Here is a 17640-nt window from a genome sequence, read left to right on the forward strand (position 1 = left end):
TGCGCGCGCGCAACCCTTCCCCCGCGGGGGGCACCACACCGAAAAAAAGATCCCGCAGCGAGAAGACGACTGAGGTTCCGCCACCCGACCCCTGCCCAGGCCGAGAACAGCGACAAGGCCGTCAGGGGTTTTCGTGGAGGGTTAGGAATGTCCAGGTGGAGCCGGGTGCCAAGCCGCTGAGGGACTTGCCGCAGTTCTGCAGGACCACCGGTCCCGAGGTGATGTGCTGGGTACCGGCGTGCAGGTCGCGGAAGAACCGCTGCAGCGCTCCGCGGCGCAACGCCGCCGTGGCGGCCCACTTGTAGACGGTCTGCCCGACGGATTGCGCCGACCAGGTGGCGTTGTTCAACGCCAACCGGGTCAGGGTGTCCTGTTCGGCGGTGAGGAGTTCGCCGCGGACCAGGGTGGCCGCGTTGTCCGCCCAGACCTCGTGGACCCAGGCGCGCGCCGACCGCAACGCGCTCTCCGCCTCGGCGTATTCGGCGTGGAACTGGCCGGTGTCCACGGCGGCGTGGGGCTTGCCGGTCTTCTCGGCGGCCAGCACCTTCATCTCGTCGAGCATGCGGCGGCCCACGCCGAGCGCCCAACCGGCGTGGAAGAGGGAGGACATGTTCACCAATCCCGCGCGGTAGAGGGCGCCACCGTGCGGGTTGTCCGTGGTGGCCGCCTCGTAGACGTGGGAGCCGGGCACGAAGACGTCCGCGCAGCGGTAGTCGATGCTGCTGGTCGCGCGCAGCCCCATCACGTCCCAGTCGTCGATCTGCTCCACCTGGTCTTTCGGCAGGGTGCAGATGAGCGCCGCACCGGTCTGCTCGCACTGCGCGGCGGTGTGGACGTGGTCGGCCAGCGGCAGTCCCGAGGCGAAGTGCCAGCGGCCCGTGATGCGGTAGCCCCCGTCGACCCGCACGGCGGTGCCGGGTTTGGTCCCCTGGCCCGCGATCAACGCGTGGTCGCCGTTGCTCACGTCGGGGAACAGGTCGCGCGCCGCCTCCGCGCCGAGGTACGCGGCGGTCGTCCCGGTCACCATCTGCAGGGCCATCACCGACCAGCTCGCGGTGGAGTCGGCGTGCGCGAGGCGGGCTACGGAGTCGATGATCTGGTGCGGCGCGAACTCGTAGCCGCCCAGTTCGCGGGGGATGCAGACCCGGAAGACACCGGTGTCGCGCAGCGCCTCGACGACCACGTCGGTGAGGCGGCCCAGTTCCTCGGACCGTTCGGCGTTCTCGTCCAGCAGCGGGGCGATGGCGTCCAGCCGCCGCATGAGCGGTGCGTACTCGTCGCTGACGTTGATCCCGGCCTCGGCCATGCTCGTCCCTCCCGCGCAGAGGTGGTCCGGTCGCTGCGGTGCGCCTCGGGCCAGGCTAGGAGGCGGGAACGCGGCGTGCAGGCAGAACGGCGAATTCGCACCGCGTTTCGACGACGACCGCGCGGATCTCGTCAGTCCACAGTGGACTAAGACTAGGGGAATCCGCTCAGAGGCCGAGCCGCAACGTGGAGCCGCACGCCCGCGAGCAGCAGGTCATCATGCTGCGACCGGCGGCGCGCTCGGCCTTGGTCAGCACCCGGTCGCGGTGGTCGATCGCGCCGTCGAGCACCGCGACCTCGCAGGAACCGCACAGGCCCTCCTCGCAGTCGCTGGGCACGTCGACACCGGCCGCGCGCAGCGCGGACAGCAGCGTCCCGTCGGCGGGGACGGCGACGGTACCGCCGGAGTCGGCGAGTTCGACGTCGAACGCGTGCTCGCGGGCGGGGTCGAGGAGTGCCTCCACCGCACCGAAGTGCTCGACGTGCAGGGAATCCGCCGGCCAGTGCCGCATCGACTCCTCGATCGCGTCGAGCAGCCCTCGCGGTCCGCACGCGTAGACCTGCCCGCCCGGCACGGGTTCGGCGAGCAGCGCCGCGACGTCGAGCCGGTCGCCGCGCGCGTGCACCGTCAACGCGTCGCCGTGGTCTTCGCGGAGCCGGTCGAGGAACGCCATCGTCGTTTCGCCGCGCCCGCAGTAGTGGATCTCGTAGGTACCACCGGCGGCGCGGACCTGGTCGGCCATCGCGATGATCGGGGTGATGCCGATGCCACCGGCCACGAACACGTGACCGCCGGCGTCCGGGTCGAGCCGGAAGTGGTTGCGCGGCCCCCGGATCCGCAGCACCTGCCCTGCTTCGAGCCGGTCGTGCACGAATCGCGACCCGCCCCTGCTCCCGGGTTCGCGCAGCACGGCGATCCGGTACCGGTCCGGGTCGGCGGGGTCACCGCACAGCGAGTACTGCCGCGACAGCTCCCCCAGCTCGACGTCGATGTGCGAGCCGGGTGTCCAGCGCGGCAACCCGGAACCGGCCAGCGTCACCGAGACGACGCCGTCGGCGACCGGCTCGACGGCGTCGACCGTCACGGTTCGCGCGAGGGCGCGGCGGACCGGTTCCCCGATGCGCACCGGGTGCTCGCGGCCGAGCAGTCCGAGGTCGCGGCGCTCCGGGTTGGCCGCCGGGTCCCAGCGCACCCACAGGTGCTCCGGCCCGCGGAAGGACGTGTTGGGCAGGTACGTCAGCTCCCGGCCGGGCACCCGCTCCAGGTGCGGGAGCCGCTTGGTGAGCTCTTCCAGGAACACCTGCAGTTCCATCCGGGCGAGGTTCTTGCCCAGGCACTGGTGGCTGCCGTAGCCGAAGGTCAGGTGGTCCGCGGCGTTGTCGCGCCGGATGTCGAAGCCGTCCGGGTCGTCGAAGTGGCGTTCGTCGTGGTTGGCCGAGGAGTTGACGATGAGCAGCTTCGCGCCGCGCGGGATCGACACGCCCCCGATCTCCGCGTCGGCGGTCGCCACGCGCCGCCAGGCGGCGACCGATCCGTTGTGCCGCAGGCATTCCTCGACGGCGTTGGAGATGAGCGACGGGTCCGCGCACAACTCGTCCCACGCGGAACGGTTCTCCAGCAACGACTTCACCGCGTTGGCCGCGGCGTTGGCCGTCGTCTCGTGCGCGGCGACGATCCCGGCCATCATCATCGAGTGCAGGTAGGAATCCGTGATGGTCTCGGGCATCTGCTGCTGCAACCGGATGCTGCACGGCATCCAGCCCGGCCCGGACGGGTCCGCCCGCAGCTTCGCCAGGACTTCGCCCGCGTACCGCCAGAAGTGTCCGACCGCGTCCGCCACCTCCACCTGCTGCTCCGGTGACGGGCGCCCCCAGGTGTTGACGGTGTGGGCGATCGAGTACTTCCGCAGCGTCGGCACGTCCTCCTCCGGCACGCCCAGGAAGTGCAGCGCGACGGTGAGGGTGACCTCCCAGAACATCTCGTCGACGAGGTCCGCTTCGCCCGCGTCGACGAACCGGTCGACGTACTCGCGGGCGAGCTCGCGCACCATCGGCTCGTGCTCCGCCAGCGCCTCGGGCGCGAAGGAGCCCATGAGCGCCCTGCGCCGCGGCTGGTGGGCGGGCTCGTCCTCGTTGACCAGCGTGCGGTCCATGGCGTAGCCGTGTTCGGCGAGCTTGCGGGTGGCCGCCGCCGAGACCGGGGTGATCTTCTCCAACGCGATCGACGGCGAGAACAGCACGTTGTCCCGGAACACCGCCCGCACGTCGGCGTAGCGGGTGATCACCCAATAGCCGATCTCGGGACTGTAGAAGACCGGTTCCTCGTCGCGCGACCAGCGCAGCGAAGCCGGCGGATCGGCCTGGTACCGCTCGCCGAACGGGTCGAACGCCGCCGCGCCGGCCGAGACCGAGCGGGCGACGGGGCACGATCCTGCGCTCATGGTCGCCTCCGGAATTCCGCGCCGGTGACCCGTGCGCGCTTCGGATCCGTCATCGCACTCCTCGAAGGCTAGTGCGGCCCGCGGGAGCGGCCAAGCCCGGCGAAGCCGATCGGGACGCGCGGAGGCCGCTCCTCCGCCCTCGAAGAATCTCACGGCGAAACTGCTTTCGGAATTCAAATCCAGGGAGAGTCTTCCTTGCCTGCGAAATCACAATTCGCGCGCAACATCCTGCGGAAATGCATTCCACTGGACCGGCGGAACCAACATTCACTGCACCGAACAGACGCGATCACCGCCCGATTGAACCCGCGAATTGTGAACAAATTAGGACATCTCGCTAGAAAAGATTCCAGAAGTCCGATTCCGCTACGTTTTCGCAGCTCAGCGCTAATTTAAATAGGCGCTACTCGACTCTTCATAAGCATGCTAATGTCTCGAAACGCCATCTCCGCACATCCGGATCGTGATCGAACGCGGGCGGCCGGAAAAACGCTCCGGGCGCAGCGAGACCACGTCCGCACACCCCGACTCAGGTACATGAAACTTCTGGACGACGCAGCTCCGGGCACGACCGAGAGCCCTTTCCGCATCCGCCGCACCTCGGCGGTTCCATCCGACACGGCGAAGTTCTCCTCACCGATCACGAGAATGCTGCTCAGCAGCGACGGGCTGACCACGACCCTGCTGGAGTCCTGCACCGGACGCCGAGTGCGCCTGCACCGCGCCGCCCACGCCGCGGTCGCCGCCCGCTCCGCACCGTCCGGGGCCGCGGGCCTGCTGGGCCTGGGGCCGGACGACGAGCTCGTGGTCCGGCGCTCGACGCTGGTCGTCGACGACGACCGGACGGTGTCGGTCAACCACGTGGTGGCGCGCACCGACCTCCCCGGCGCCGCATGCCTCACCGACCCGGCGACGCTGCTCGGCTCCGCGTTGCACGCCGCCGGAACCGGATTCCGGCGCACCGTGCTCGACGTGGGCCTGCGCGACTGGGACGGCACGCCGGTGCGGCCCGCCGCGTTCAAGACCTACCTGCTCTGGCACCACGACGTCCCGGCCGTGGCCATCAGCGAACTGTTCAACCCCGAGATCATCCCCGCCTCGCAGGAGGCGGTCCGATGAGCCGCGTGCTGCGCACCACGGTCGCCATCGTCGGCGCGGGCCCGGCCGGACTGGTGCTCGCGAACGTCCTGCACCGGGCCGGGATCGACGCCCTCGTCATCGAGCGGCGCTCCCGCGAACAGGTGCGCGACCAGGCCCGCGCGGGACTGGTGGAACACCGGGTCGTGGAATACCTGCGGCGGTGGGGGCTCGCCGACCGGCTGCTCACCGACGGCACCTGGCACGGCTGGTGCGACGTCGTGGTCTCCGGCGAACGGATCCGGCTCGACTACGCGGCGCGCTCCGGGGGCGATCACCACTGCGTCTACCCCCAGCAGCTGCTGCTGCGCGACCTGCTCGCCGCGCTCGACGACGCCGACCGCACCCCGCTGTTCGACAGCGCCGTGCAAGACGTCGACCTCACGTCCGCGACGCGGGCGCGGGTCCGCTGCGCGGAGTTCGAAGTGGACGCCGACCGCGTGGTGGGGTGCGACGGCGCGCGCGGCGTCGTGTCCCGCTCGTTCCCGGGCAATTCCGGCGTCCAGCGCCGCTACCCGTACGACTGGCTGACGATGCTCGCCGACCTCACCGCACCCGTCGGAGGAATCCGCTACGCCGTCCACGAACGCGGCTTCGCGGGCATGATGCCGAGAGCGGGCCGGCAAGGGCGCCTGTACCTGGAGGTCCCCGCCGACGAGGACGTGGCGAGCTGGTCCGCCGCGCGACTGCGCGACGAGCTCGAGGTCCGGCTCGGCGACGACTCCGGCATCGTCGACATCGGCGAACCGGGCGTGCTGCGGATGCGCAGCAGCATCGCGCGAACCTCCCGGCACAAGCGGGCCTTCCTCGCCGGGGACGCGGCGCACGTCCTGACCCCGTCCGGCGCGAAGGGCATGAACCTCGCCATAGCCGACGCCGCGGACCTCGCCGACTCGCTCGTGCGGTTGTACCGGGACCACGACGCGACGGCTCTGGTCGGGTACCCGGACCGGAGGCGGACCCAGGCGCGCGACGCGCTCAGGTTCTCCGAAGACCTGTTGCAGCTGCTCCACCTCCCGCCGGACGCGGCGGACCCGGCGGCCGAACTCCGCACCCGCCGAGCTCGGGCCCACCGCCTCAGCCGCCCGACGCCGGAGGCTGAGCGGTTCGCCCGCACCTACGTAGGCTCCGGACGACTGTGAGGTCCCTTTCGGGTCCTTTCAGGGAACGACCTGCGTAGCCGGTCGCTCAGCGGAACCTCAGCGGCCTTCTCGCTGCGGGATCGATTTCTGATGTATGCCATGCACGGTAAATCGCTGTCCTCGCGAGAAGGCCGCTGAGAACCCGCCGGTGGTCGGCCTGCTCAAGCTGGTCACTGCTCAGCGGCTTCGCCGCTGACAAGACAAAGATCACCGGCGTCGCTCACCTGGAGCGTCGAGATCAAAGACAGGACAACGATCAGAAGATCATGCTGAAGCGGCCCCCAAGAGGAGCGGAATCGGTGCCGGTCAGCCTCCGCAGGCGCGGTCGGTGAACTGGTGCTTCGGTAGTTGTGCGCGGATCCGGTCTAGGGCGTGCAGCAGCGCGTCCAAGCGGGTCGGGTCGCTGAGGTGCTCCAGCACCGCGCGCTGGAAGGCGTCCCGCATCGGTGACGGCATCAGGTCGGAACCGTCCAGGCACAACCGGTCCCGGCCGTCGGTGAGCACGGCGGCGATGCGGCGCCCGGACGGCGTGCGGTAGGCATCGGCGGGCACCGCGGAGTTCGCCGAGAAGGCCTCCCCTGCCGCCCAGATCTCCTGCGCCCGCCGGGAAACCAGGAACCGGATCAGCTCGCGGGCCTGCGGGGTGTCGCGGAACATCCCGGCCACGTCGGCCGACACCTCCCAGGTCCCGGCGGAGTCGGGGTGTTCCGGCGTGAAACCGGGGAATCGGGCGAAGTCCGCCTCCGGTTCGCCGCGCGCCGCGTGCACACCGGCCATGAAAGAACCCTGGTGCTCCAGCAGGCATTGCGGCGGGTCGGCGGACATCGGGCGGGACGCGTCCTGGAATTCCGTGAGCAGCGCGGCGATCCGCCCACCGCGCACCTGGCCGGAGCCGGCGAACCGCTGCCAGGTCTCCCACGCCTGCCGGACCTGCGGGGAGGTCCACGGCAGCTCACCGGCGATCCACTGGCGGTAGACCTCCGGCCCGGACTGCCGCAGCAGCAGGTCCTCGATCCAGTCCGTGCCGGGCCAGCCGGAGGTGGCGGAGGCGGACATGCCCACGCACCACGGCGCCATGCCCGACTCGCGCAGCGATCGGCTCAGCTCGTCGAGTTCCGCCGCGTCGCTCGGCGGCGGGACACCGGGCGGGAACCAGATCATGCTCTTGAGGTTCACGTGCACCGGGACCGCGCGGATCGGTCCGCCGCCGACGCGCGCCAGGTCCTGCCACTGGCGGCTGTGCTCCGCGGTCCAGCCGCGATCCAGCACGTCGTCGAGCGGTTCGAGCCGGTCGCCGTAGCGCGGCAGGTCGCCGATGCTGGGCAGCACCGCCACGTCCGGCGGCGTGCCGTCGCGCAATCCCGACGACAGCACCTCCCCCAACGCGCGGGTTCCCTGGAAGTCCACCCGGATACCGGTCTGCGCGGTGAACTCGTCGAGCGCCCTGGTGAACTCGGCCTGCTCCCGGCCGGTCCACGGGCCGAGCACGGTCACGCTGCCCGCCGTGCCGGGAATCCGGCATCCGCCGAGCACGGCCAGCAGCACCACCAGGACCGAGCAGCAGACCGCCGCGCGCGCTGTTCGCCTCATCGCGACCGGTATCCGTACTCGTCGATGCGGGCGGCGAGACCGAGCTGCACCAGCAGCGCCGCGGCCACCGCCAGCACCGGGATCGCCCACAGCAGCGCGGCGTCCGCTCCCACCTCCACCGCGCCGGCCCCGGTGTCGACGGGGCCGGGGAACCGCGCCGCCCAGCGCTGCACTGTGACCCCGCAGGCGGCGAGATCGTGCGGGCACTGCTCGGTGAGCACGCCCAGCACCGCGTCCCGGTAGCCGAGGTCGTCGTACCAGGTCCGGTTCGTCCACTGCTCGGCCAGCGGTTCCAGGCGGGCCCGCGTGACCAGGATTCGGGAGGCGAGCTCGGCGAGTCCGGCCGCGCACGCCGTGGCCAGCACCAGCGGCGGGTTCAGCACCCGCCGGAACCGCCGCGCCAGCTGCACCTGCACGACCACCAGCAGCACCAGCAGCAGCACCGCGGGCACCAGCCACAGCACGATCGTCACCACCCGAGCCTCGGCGGCCCGCAGGTATTCGGCGCGCAGCACGTCGAGCTGGAACAGCACTCCCTCGCCCGGCCGGTCCAGCAGCAGCGTCGCGTTCCACAGGTACGTGGTGCCCAGCGGGGAAGCCTGGTCCTCCCGGAAACCGGTGGCGGCGAGGTCCATCTCCGCGCCGTAGGAGGCGAGCAGGCCCTGCGCGACCTCCAGCCGGGACGGATCGACGTCCGGCAGCCCGGTCTGGGCGACCTCGGTGAGGTGCCGCTGCGCGATGGCCAGCTGGGTGCGGTACTCCTCGCCGGGCCCGGACAGCAGCACCTCGCCGGAGCGGATGCCCTCCACCGCTCCCCGGTGCGCGTCGACCAGCGCTTCCCGCGCGGCGAGCACTTCCCCGGCCGCGGGCAGCGCGGTGTGCACGCGGTGGAACGACCACGCGGAGAACACCGCCGTGAGCCCGATCAGCACCAGCAGCGCGGTCCGCCAGCGGCGCAGGTCGCGCATCGTCGTGGACGCCGTCATCGCCCGCTCCCGGTGCCGAACCGGTGCCCGCACTCGCAGAACCGCGCGTCGCCGGGGTTGCGGCGATCGCACTCGGGGCACCGCCGTTGCGGGCCCGCCGCGGCGGGCGACTCCGCGCGCCGCGGGCCTCGGGTGGAGATGTTGGATCCGACGGCGGCGTTGAGGAAGTCCACCCGCCGCAGGTCCGGGCGCACCGCGACCACGCCGCCCGCGGCGTCGCGGATCTGCACCAGCCGCCGCAGCCGGGCCAGCACGTCCTCGTTGCCGGAGCCGTGGGCCAGCACCACCGCCCGCGCCCAGTGCCGCCGCGCGCCCTCGGCGTCGCCGCGGTCGAACGCGTCGCACCCGGCGAGCACGGCCGCGTTCAGGTCGGCCTGACCGGTGTAGTGCGCCACCAGCGGGTCGACGTGGCTCGACCGCTGCGGATCGTCGGTCCAGTGCACCAGCACCGGCACCGGCGGGCCCGCTTCGCCGCCGTCGTCCGCGCGCACCGCCTGCACCACCGCGATCTGCAGGTCCTCGGCCATCGGTTCCCCGTCGTGGCGCAGTTCCACTGCCAGGTGGTACTCGCGGACCTCCCCCGACGCCCAGGCGCCGGTGCGGAACTCGGCGATGCGCTCGCCGCGGGACGTCGGCTGGAGCTCCAGCTCGGCCGGGAACGCCTGCTTGACGAAGCGCAGCCGCGAACCGGGCAGCGCGGTGACCCGGATCAGCAGGTCCGGCAGCACCTTCGCCATCGCCGCCCGGACCAGCCGCCGGAAGTCGTCGGCCAGTTCCGCTTCGACGCGCACCGAATCGGCTCCGCCGCGCAGCGCCGACGCGATGCGGCGCAGCTCGTCCGGGCGCCAGTCCTGCCCGATCCCCCTCGCGTCGCAGACGAAGTGCCCGGCGCACTCGCGCAGCGCGCGGTCCAGCACCGCGACGCTCTCGCCCTCGTTGTGGCCGTCGGTGAGCAGCAGCGCGTGCCGGACCGCGCCGACGTGCCCGGCCAGCAGCCGATCGGCCAGCTTGAGCCAGCCGCCCATCGCCGTGCCGCCGCCCGCGTACAGCCGGGACACCGCCGCGGTGGCCTCGTCGCGGGTCCGCGCGTCCATCCGGGCCAGTTCGGGGCTGCGCGGATACGCCATCCGGGCGCGGTCGGTGCCCTGCACCACGGCGAACAGCACCCCGTCGGGCAGCGCGTCGAGCGCGCCGATCGCGGCCCGGCGCGCTTCGGTGATCTTGGTGGGCGGCGTGCTCATCGAACCGGAGCAGTCCACCAGCAGCACCTCCGCGGAATCCCTCGCCGGGCCGAGCTCACCGGCCGCGACGGTGAGCACCGCGTGCATCCGCGAGTCCGATGTGGACAGATACTTCTGCTGGCTCAGCCGCAAGTGCACCGCGGCCCCCATCGCATCCCCCCGCTCCGCCACCGTCACCACCACGTCCTCGGCCGCACGCCGTTGGCCAGGTCGACCAGCGCCGCGTGCGCGTCCGCTCGCCCGGCCTGCCCGGCGAGCCTGCGGATCGAGTTCTCCAGCAGCGCGCGCAACGAGCGGACGTCCGGGTTCGCGCCGAGCACGGCACCGGCGGGCAGCCGCACCGGTTCCCGACCGGCTCGGGCGAGCGCGACCTCCCGCAGCGACGCGGTCAGCCGGGCCCGGCCCGCGCCGTCCGGCTCACCGCCGTCCAGCGACAGCGCGTCCAACCGGCGCACCGCGTCGGCGAGGTCGTCGACGCCGGGCGGCTCCCCGCCGCGGAGGCGACCGGCCCGCACCCGGAACGCGGCCACCCGGGACTCCTGCGCGTGGCGGCATTCCGGCGGCACGTCGTCCAACGCCTCCACCGCGCGGTCGCGCGCGCCGTCGGCGAGCGCCAGCCGGGCGAGGCCGAACGCGGCGGTCGCGGTCCGGCGGTCCTGCGGCCACGCGGCCTCGTACGCGGCCCGCGCCTCGGTCGCGTCGCCCTCGTGCTCGGCGCAGAACGCCAGCGCCAGCTTGGGAACCAGCTCGCCCGGCAGTGCGTCGCGCACCGCGGTGAACTCCCGCCGGGCCGCGGGCACGTCTTCCCTGGCGAGCGCCAGCAGGCCGCGGAAGTGCGCGGGCCGCCAGTCCGGCGCGTGCTGATCGGCCTGCTCGGCCGCCGCCAGGCGGGATTCCGCCGCGTCGGGCTCGCCGAGCCGGATCAGCGCGCGGCAGGCTCGCAGGTGGATCTCGGGGGACTCGCGCTCGGACGCGTCGAGTGCGGCGAGCAGTTCGCGAGCATCGGTGGTGACCAGCGCGGCGAGGTAGCCGGCCTCCGGGTCGTCGGCGCGCACCAGCGGCGCGGGCAGCGCGGCGGCGGCTCCGGCGGGCGAGGGCCTGCCGTCGTCGAGTTCCACCGCCAGCTGGGCGAGCGTGCGCGCACCGGTCCACCGCCGCAGCGGCGGGATCGAGCCGAGCCCGTTGTCGAGCAGCGCGAGCGGGTCCTCGAACAGCCGGGACGGGCTGGGGCGCAACGACATCCCGCGCAGCGCGAGGATCTCCCGCAGCACACCGCGCAGCTGCTCGCCCATGTCCGCGGCCGTGGTGAACCGCTGTTCGAACGGCCCGGTGGCGCGGGCGAGCACGCGGCGGAAGGACGCCACCCCGCAGGCGTCGCCGGAATCCGGCTCCTCGACCGGACCCGGCTCGGCCTCACCCGGTGCGGTCTCCGAGCTCCCGTTCCGACCGGCACCGGCCGCCTGCCGCCGCGTGCCCGGCGACCAGGACTCCTCCGTCACGTGGAACAAGGTCTCCAAGGTCCGCCCGACCGTGTGCAGGTCGGAGCGGATCGTCAACCCGTGCAGCTCGCGTTCCTCGTCGGACACCTGGTAGCCGCGGGTGCCGACGACGAGACCCTCCTGGTCGTCGATCCCGCGCACCGCGCCCAGGTCGATCACCTTCAGCCGGTTGGTGCTGCGGATGACGTTGCCCGGTTTCATGTCGCAGTACAGCAACCCCGCGGCGTGCAGGTGCTCCAGCGCCGCCAGGATCTCCAGCCCGTAGGCGATGACGTGCTCCACCCGCAGCTCGCCGTGCCGGGCCCGCGCCGCCGGATCGTTCTTGAGCTGCGCGAGTGACGGGCCGCCGACGTGCTCCATCACCAGGTAGTCGACGGGCTCGCCGGAGACCGGGTCGGGATGCTGCACGAAGTCGTAGATGCGCACGATGTTCGGGTGGTCCAGCCTGGTCAGCGCGGTGCGCTCGTTGGCCACCAGCTCGCGGGCCCGCCGGTCCCGGCTGTTGATCAGTCCTTTGAGGACCACGTAGGTGTCGTCCAGGTTGCGCGCCTTGGCGAGGTAGACCCAGCCGAGCCCGCCGCGCTGCAACGGCCCGACCACTTCGTAGCGGTCGGCGAGCAGATCCCCCGCCACGAGCTTCAGCGAGTACGAGTACCGCGCACCGCACTGCCCGCAGACTCCGTCCAGCAGCGGCGGCTGTCCCTCGTAGGTCCGCGCGACGGGATGGCCGCACTCGGCGCAGACCCGGCTCGCCTCCGGCACTTCCGCGTTCGCCAGCACCAGGCTCGACGGGTCCGGCAGCTCGAACACCGGCAGCGACAGCAGATCACCGCTGACCCACGCGCCGCCGTCGCTCTCGCGCGGCCCGCTCGCGGAGCTCGGCGCGACCGCTCGTTCCGCTCGTTCCGCTCGTTCCGCTCGTTCCGCCCGGGTCGGCGGGGCGGCGGGCGAAGGGCGGCGACCGCAGCGATCGCAGAACCCGGTCGCCACCACGGTTCCGCCGCATCCCGGCCGGTCGCAGGGGGCGGTCATGCCGGACCGATCCGCGCGCGCACGGCCGTTCCGTAGCCGCGCACGAGTTCTCCGGCCGCGTCCAGATCGCAGGGTCCCCGCCACAACGCGTCGTGCGAGCGCCGGTACGGCTCGTCCAGCCCGACGTCCTCCACGAAGCCGTGGTCGATCGCCTGCGCCCGGTAGGCCTCCAGCAGCCCGCGCAGGTCGTCGCGCCGCTCCAGCAGGGAGTCCAGTTCGCCGCGCCGCTCCCGCAGCAGGCGCGAGGTCTCCGCCACGTCGGCTTCGGCTCGGGCGAGCCGCCGCGCCCGCGCCTCCGGCGCCATGCCCGGGTCGTCCGTCCGCAACCCGGTGACCACGAGCCGCAGCGCGATGGCGCGGTCCGGGACCGCGGGCGCCCCGGCGATCCTGCCCGCGACGTGCGCGCGGTGGCGGTGCAGCGCGTTCTCCCGCTGCGCGAGTTCGTCGACGGCCCGCGCCAGCAGGTCCAGCCGGGCCCGGAAGACCTCCGGGTCCGCGTCCTGCTCCGGCCACAGCTCCCGCGCCACCCGCAGCGCGGCGGAGGAACCGCTGCGGAACCCCAGCACCAGGCGGATGCCGCTGTTCGCCACGGGCGCGAGCACTTCGCGCAGCACCCGCTCCGGTTCGGACGCCTCGTCGATGCCGTCCAGGACGAGGGTGCGCGGTTCGGCCTCATCCAGTGGGGGCGTTTCGGGCTTCGGCGGTCGGGGCTCGGAGTCCGACCGCACCCGATCGAGGGCGTCGCCGATCTCCGCCCGCGCGTCGCTCGACGTGCGTCCGGCCATGTTCAGCGGCCGTTCGCGCACCGGGTTTCCGTCGCGCAGCACGCCGAACCCGCCGGTGACGAACAGGTAGACGTCGCGGTGCACGTGCACGTCGCCCGCGACGCGGCCCGCCTGCACCACGTTCCCGGCCTCGCCCCGGACCTGGTTGCGCACCGCCTCCGCGGGCCGCGCACCCGTCTCCGGCGTCCGTCGCTCCCCCACGTCGCGCTTCACCCCTTCATCGGAGATCGCTTCGAACGATACTCCGAGTGCACGGATGATCACCGCTGGTTGCGCCGCGCCGCGCTGGGCCGCGCGGCCGCATCACCTGATCCGATCAACGCAGCGGCCGATCGGGGCGGTGTTCGATCACCGGACCCGCCTCGGACGCGGCCGAACGAGCGACGCCCACTCCCCGATCGGCCCCTCGTCCGGCCGGGCCGGAATTACGCCGGGCACGGGGAGAATCCGCCGCAATGCGGGCTGCGGAGCTCCTCCGATATCGACGCCGAATTCCCCCGGCCGCTTTCGAAGAGCACCACTCAGCCGCAGCGACCGTATCGGGGAGTCCCGAAGATCGACCTCGGTTCCCGCGTGCGCACAACTGATCGCACAACGTCGCCACCGAATCCGCGCGGTAATCGGCGCACGGCCGCAAGTCCTGTAACGGCAACGGAAATCGCTGATCACAGCGCCGCGAAAGCGTTGTGCGGAATGCCACTCCGCACTGGTGGACCGCGTGCTCGCGTGGTGCGTAGCCTGTGCCGCGGTTTCGCGGTGATCAGCCATCCGGCAGGGGGCTCCGCGAATCGCACCGAATCGGTGGGCGGCCTCGTCGAGGCGATCGTTCATCCGAGCCTCGGCCCTTCGCGGGCCGATGTGCCGGTGTCAGCGGCAAAAGGAGTTGTGTGCGTTCAGCGTCGTCGTCCAAGTTGAAGCGTTCGATGGGCGGAGCCCTCGCGGCCACGGTGGTCGCCACCGCCGTCGGCGTGTCCGCTCCACCGGCCGTCGCGCAGCCGCCGGGCAACGCGTCGGACGCCCAGAAGCAACTCAAGGAGCTGGGGCGCCAGGCCGAGGAACTCACGGAGACGTACAAGAAGGCGCAGGACGACCACGCCAAGCGGCGGGGCGAGCTGGACCAGGCGAACGCCGACAGCGACCAGGCCGGCCGGGTCGCCGGCCAGGCCCGTGCCGATGAGCAGCGGTTCCGCAGCGGGGTCGACCGGCTGGTGCACGCGTCCTACCAGGGCGCTCGGCTGAACAAGCTCTCCGCGCTGCTGGTCAGCGAGTCGCCGGACGACTTCCTGGACCGGTCCTCGGCGCTGGACGTGCTGGCCAAGGACAACAACGACGCCGTCAAGGCGCTGGCCGGGGCGACCCACCGCGCGGAAGGCGCCGAACGCCAGGCCCAGGACGCGCGCGGGCGCGCGGAGACCGCGGCGGCGGAGGCCGCTCGCATCGAAGGGGAGATCGCGGGCAAGAAGGACGCGATGGACGCCCAGGTCGCGAAGGTCAAGGAGCAGTACGACAGCCTGAGCGAGCAGGAGCAGGAATCGATGTCCGGCGGCAGCTCGGTCGGCTCGCTGCTCGGTTCCGGCACCGCGATCGAGGCCGTCAACGCCGCGCTGAGCAAGCAGGGCTCCCCGTACGTGTTCGGGGCCAAGGGGCCGCAGCAGTTCGACTGCTCCGGACTCGTCGCGTGGTCCTTCCGCCAGGCCGGGGTGTCGCTGCCGAGCTCGACGCAGTCGCAGATCTCGGAGGGCAAGAAGGTCTCCCAGAGCGAGATGAAGCCCGGCGACGTGATCTTCTTCTACAGCTCGGGCAGCCACAACGGCATCTACATCGGCAACGGCAAGATCGTGCACGCCCCGACCGAGGGCCAGGACGTCACCGTCGAAGAGGTCGAGTACATGGGCCAGGTCAACAGCGTCCGCCGCTTCGCAGGCTGACCCGGCCCGCCGGGTCGACGGCCCCCGAGCAGCGGAACGCGGAACGCTCCGCCGCCCCCGAGGAATCCGCGCAGGGTGATCGTTCGATCTTTGTCCTGTCAGCGGCGAAGCCGCTGAGCAGCGAAGCCGCTGAGCAGCGACCAGGCAGAGCAGAACGACCTCCGGCGGATTCTTCTCGCGAGGACAGCGATTTCGCCGGCGTCAGCCCGCGGCGTAGGTGCTCATGAGGGCCTGCACCTCGTAGACGTCGACGCCCTTGCCGAACTGCTTCACGATCGGCTCGACAGCGCCGGAGAGCCAGATCTTCAGCTCCGCGTCGAGGTCGAAGGTTCCCGCGGTCTCGACGGAGAAGTGGGTGATGCTGCGGTACGGGATCGAGTGGTACTCGATCTTGCGACCGGTCATCCCCTGCTTGTCGACGAGGATCAGGCGCCGGTCGGTGAAGATGAACGAGTCCCGGATCAACTGGTACGCGGCGTGGACGACTTCCCCCTGCGCCAGCAGGCGCCCGAACTCCTTGGCCGCCGCACGCGGATCGATGCTCGACGCGTTGCCCATCATGCCGCCGAATAAGGCCATTCCCACTCCCCTGCCGATCTGCGCTCCTGGAGATCACGGTACCGAAGCCCCGCCCCGGGGAGCCGTGATCCGGCACCTCGGCAGGTGCGCTGAGTGGGGACGCGGCTCGATCGCGTCCTTGCGTTCGAGTGCGCTCACACCTCTACCGTCGGCCGGGATGGAACAAGACGAGGCACTGCGTCAGGCCCTGCGCCTGGCGGTGGATCCGCCCGGTGGGGTCTCGATCGAGGCTCTGCGTGAGCTCGCGCGGGATGACGACGCGACCGAGTGGGACATCGCCACAACGGCCAAGCACCTCGGGGTGAATCCCCACACACTGCGGTACTACGAACGCATCGGCCTGGTTCACGTCGCCCGTGATGCAGCCGGTCACCGCCGCTACGACGCGCCCGCGGTGCGCAGGCTGGTGTTCCTGACCCGGATGCGCACCTCGGGCATGCCGATCAGCGACCTGCGCCACTACATCGGCCTCGTCGACGCCGACCAGGACACCGTGTCCGAGCGCATGGACATGTTGCTGGAGCACCGCGACACCGTGCGGGCCCAGATCGCCCAACTGCAGCTCGCCCTCGCCACCACCGAGTACAAGATCGCTACCTACCAGGAAGTGCACCAGCTATGACGAATCCCGCCTCGCAGCACGACATCAACAGTCCCGGCAACCTCGCCCGCCGCCGTCACGGGCAATCGGTCCTGTCCGAGATCGACGGGCAGCAGGGCGAGGCCGTCATCGACTCGCTCGCCGACATCAACCCTGCCCTCGCACACCACGTCGCCGCGTTCGCCTTCGGAGACATCTATGACCGGCCCGGCCTCGACGCCCGCAGCCGCCAGCTGGTCACCCTCGGCGTCCTGACCGCGCTGGGGGGATGCCAACCGCAGCTCAGGGTCCACCTCGGCGCCGCCCTCAACGTGGGCATCAGCCGCGAGGAGATCACCGAAGCGCTCCTGCACGCCGCCGTGTACTGCGGCTTCCCCCGAGCCCTGAACGCGACCTTCACCGCCCGCGAGGTCTTCACCGAGCGGGACGACCCGCCCGCGAGCTGATCCGCTCCGTCCCGTGACCACGGCCCAGGACCCTGCCGAGGAAACCGCGGAGGTACCCCGCCACGACGTCCAAGTGGCTCTCCAGCAGGAAATGTCCGCCGTCGATCAGGTGCACCTCCGCATCCGCGGCGTCGCGGGCGAAGGCGCGGGCGCCGTCCGGGCCGAAGATCTCGTCGTTGCGGCCCCACACCGCGAGCACCGGAACCCCGCTGGTGCGCAGGAATTCGTGCAGCAGCGGGTAGAGCGGCCGGTTGTTCGGGTAGTCGCGGAACAGCGCCAGCTGGATCTCGTCGTTGCCCTCGCGGGAGAGGAGGGCGACGTCGTGCTCCCAGGTGTCGGGACTGACCACGCTCGGGTCGGGCACGCCGTGCAGGTACTGCCAGCGGACGGCGTCGATGCCCAGCGCCGCGCGCACCGGCGGTTCCGTGCCGGGGCCGGGGTTCGCCGCGTACGCCCAGACGTCGTTCCAGAACGACTCGACGAACCCGTCCTCGTAGCCGTTGCCGTTCTGGGTGACCAGCGCGGTGATCCGCTCGGGGTGCTCCAGCGCGAGCCGCCACCCGATGGGTGCGCCGTAGTCCTGGACGTAGAGGGCGTATCGCTCCAGCCCCAGCCGGTCGAGCAGCCCGGAGGTGATCCGGGCGAGCGCGTCGAAGGTGTAGTCGAACTCCTCGGCCGCGGGGGTGGCGGAGCGGCCGAAGCCGAGGTGGTCCGGGGCGATGACGTGGTGGTCCCGAGCCAACAGCGGGATGAGCTCGCGGAACATGAACGAGCTCGTCGGGTAGCCGTGCAGCAGGACGATCGCGGGAGCGTCGGCCGGGCCGGCTTCGCGGTAGAAGATCTCGTGGCCGTCGACGAGGGCGGTCCGGTGTTGCACCGAGTTCATTTCTAACCCCTTCATGCTCTTTATCTGGTTATCTCCGTCATG

Annotated in this window: 14 protein-coding genes; 5 read left to right on the forward strand and 9 right to left on the reverse strand. The window is 71.8% G+C overall.

Features of this window, described 5'->3' with window-relative positions; genetic code table 11:
* Window positions 1–121: 121 nt before the first annotated feature.
* Window positions 122–1306, reverse strand: coding sequence for an acyl-CoA dehydrogenase (locus ACWD38_RS07390; RefSeq protein WP_450123591.1), 1185 nt, complete (start codon window positions 1304–1306; stop codon window positions 122–124).
* A gap of 166 nt (window positions 1307–1472) precedes the next feature.
* Complete coding sequence (locus ACWD38_RS07395) at window positions 1473–3746, reverse strand: cytochrome P450 (RefSeq protein WP_450123592.1); 2274 nt, start codon at window positions 3744–3746, stop codon at window positions 1473–1475.
* 648 nt (window positions 3747–4394) lie between these two features.
* On the opposite strand from ACWD38_RS07395, the gene ACWD38_RS07400 reads away from it, so the two are divergent.
* Together ACWD38_RS07400 and ACWD38_RS07405 are read left to right on the forward strand one after the other, a co-directional pair.
* Window positions 4395–4865 carry a hypothetical protein gene (locus ACWD38_RS07400; RefSeq protein WP_184479834.1) on the forward strand — a complete coding sequence of 157 codons (471 nt, stop codon included), beginning with the start codon at window positions 4395–4397 and terminating at the stop codon, window positions 4863–4865.
* Complete coding sequence (locus ACWD38_RS07405; protein WP_184479835.1) at window positions 4862–6025, forward strand: FAD-dependent monooxygenase; 1164 nt, start codon at window positions 4862–4864, stop codon at window positions 6023–6025. Before ACWD38_RS07400 ends, ACWD38_RS07405 begins: the two co-directional genes overlap by 4 nt.
* Window positions 6026–6331: 306 nt before the next feature.
* Here ACWD38_RS07405 and ACWD38_RS07410 read toward each other — a convergent pair whose 3' ends face one another.
* The 5 genes from ACWD38_RS07410 to ACWD38_RS07430 are packed head-to-tail and all read right to left on the reverse strand — an operon-like array spanning window position 6332 to window position 13359.
* Window positions 6332–7615 carry an ABC transporter substrate-binding protein gene (locus ACWD38_RS07410; protein ID WP_184479836.1) on the reverse strand — a complete coding sequence of 428 codons (1284 nt, stop codon included), beginning with the start codon at window positions 7613–7615 and terminating at the stop codon, window positions 6332–6334.
* The gene (locus ACWD38_RS07415) at window positions 7612–8601 is read right to left on the reverse strand and encodes a hypothetical protein (RefSeq protein WP_450123593.1); all 990 of its coding nucleotides are present in this window, start codon (window positions 8599–8601) and stop codon (window positions 7612–7614) included. Before ACWD38_RS07415 ends, ACWD38_RS07410 begins: the two co-directional genes overlap by 4 nt.
* Window positions 8598–10013: a VWA domain-containing protein gene (locus ACWD38_RS07420; protein ID WP_450123594.1), complete on the reverse strand. Its 1416-nt coding sequence runs from the start codon at window positions 10011–10013 to the stop codon at window positions 8598–8600. Before ACWD38_RS07420 ends, ACWD38_RS07415 begins: the two co-directional genes overlap by 4 nt.
* 2 nt (window positions 10014–10015) lie before the next feature.
* Window positions 10016–12373: a tetratricopeptide repeat protein gene (locus ACWD38_RS07425; protein WP_450123595.1), complete on the reverse strand. Its 2358-nt coding sequence runs from the start codon at window positions 12371–12373 to the stop codon at window positions 10016–10018.
* A complete protein-coding gene (locus tag ACWD38_RS07430) occupies window positions 12370–13359 on the reverse strand; it encodes a hypothetical protein (protein ID WP_184479840.1) in 990 nt (329 codons plus the stop codon). The genes ACWD38_RS07425 and ACWD38_RS07430 overlap by 4 nt, the downstream gene beginning before the upstream one ends.
* A 686-nt stretch (window positions 13360–14045) precedes the next feature.
* On the opposite strand from ACWD38_RS07430, the gene ACWD38_RS07435 reads away from it, so the two are divergent.
* Window positions 14046–15086, forward strand: a complete 1041-nt coding sequence (locus ACWD38_RS07435; protein WP_343071448.1) for a C40 family peptidase — start codon at window positions 14046–14048, stop codon at window positions 15084–15086.
* Window positions 15087–15287: 201 nt separating this feature from the next.
* Here ACWD38_RS07435 and ACWD38_RS07440 read toward each other — a convergent pair whose 3' ends face one another.
* The gene (locus tag ACWD38_RS07440; RefSeq protein WP_184479841.1) at window positions 15288–15665 is read right to left on the reverse strand and encodes a PH domain-containing protein; all 378 of its coding nucleotides are present in this window, start codon (window positions 15663–15665) and stop codon (window positions 15288–15290) included.
* A gap of 157 nt (window positions 15666–15822) precedes the next feature.
* On the opposite strand from ACWD38_RS07440, the gene ACWD38_RS07445 reads away from it, so the two are divergent.
* On the forward strand, window positions 15823–16287 hold the full coding sequence (locus tag ACWD38_RS07445; protein ID WP_184479842.1) for a MerR family transcriptional regulator: 465 nt from the start codon (window positions 15823–15825) through the stop codon (window positions 16285–16287).
* On the forward strand, window positions 16284–16712 hold the full coding sequence (locus tag ACWD38_RS07450; protein ID WP_184479843.1) for a carboxymuconolactone decarboxylase family protein: 429 nt from the start codon (window positions 16284–16286) through the stop codon (window positions 16710–16712). Before ACWD38_RS07445 ends, ACWD38_RS07450 begins: the two co-directional genes overlap by 4 nt.
* Here the strand turns inward: ACWD38_RS07450 and ACWD38_RS07455 are convergent.
* Window positions 16681–17598 carry an alpha/beta fold hydrolase gene (locus ACWD38_RS07455; protein ID WP_450123596.1) on the reverse strand — a complete coding sequence of 306 codons (918 nt, stop codon included), beginning with the start codon at window positions 17596–17598 and terminating at the stop codon, window positions 16681–16683. The two genes, ACWD38_RS07450 and ACWD38_RS07455, sit on opposite strands and share 32 nt — an antisense overlap.
* Window positions 17599–17640 lie beyond the last annotated feature (42 nt).

Source organism: Saccharopolyspora sp. NPDC002578, from assembly GCF_053592695.1.

Bases quoted from the DNA above. Each gene is read 5' to 3' on its own strand.
- ACWD38_RS07390 (WP_450123591.1), bottom strand. From the start codon at position 1,306: ATGGCCGAGGCCGGGATCAACGTCAGCGACGAGTACGCACCGCTCATG.
- ACWD38_RS07395 (WP_450123592.1), bottom strand. From the start codon at position 3,746: ATGAGCGCAGGATCGTGCCCCGTCGCCCGCTCGGTCTCGGCCGGCGCG.
- ACWD38_RS07400 (WP_184479834.1), top strand. From the start codon at position 4,395: ATGCTGCTCAGCAGCGACGGGCTGACCACGACCCTGCTGGAGTCCTGC.
- ACWD38_RS07405 (WP_184479835.1), top strand. From the start codon at position 4,862: ATGAGCCGCGTGCTGCGCACCACGGTCGCCATCGTCGGCGCGGGCCCG.
- ACWD38_RS07410 (WP_184479836.1), bottom strand. From the start codon at position 7,615: ATGAGGCGAACAGCGCGCGCGGCGGTCTGCTGCTCGGTCCTGGTGGTG.
- ACWD38_RS07415 (WP_450123593.1), bottom strand. From the start codon at position 8,601: ATGACGGCGTCCACGACGATGCGCGACCTGCGCCGCTGGCGGACCGCG.
- ACWD38_RS07425 (WP_450123595.1), bottom strand. From the start codon at position 12,373: ATGACCGCCCCCTGCGACCGGCCGGGATGCGGCGGAACCGTGGTGGCG.
- ACWD38_RS07440 (WP_184479841.1), bottom strand. From the start codon at position 15,665: ATGGCCTTATTCGGCGGCATGATGGGCAACGCGTCGAGCATCGATCCG.
- ACWD38_RS07445 (WP_184479842.1), top strand. From the start codon at position 15,823: ATGGAACAAGACGAGGCACTGCGTCAGGCCCTGCGCCTGGCGGTGGAT.
- ACWD38_RS07450 (WP_184479843.1), top strand. From the start codon at position 16,284: ATGACGAATCCCGCCTCGCAGCACGACATCAACAGTCCCGGCAACCTC.
- ACWD38_RS07455 (WP_450123596.1), bottom strand. From the start codon at position 17,598: ATGAACTCGGTGCAACACCGGACCGCCCTCGTCGACGGCCACGAGATC.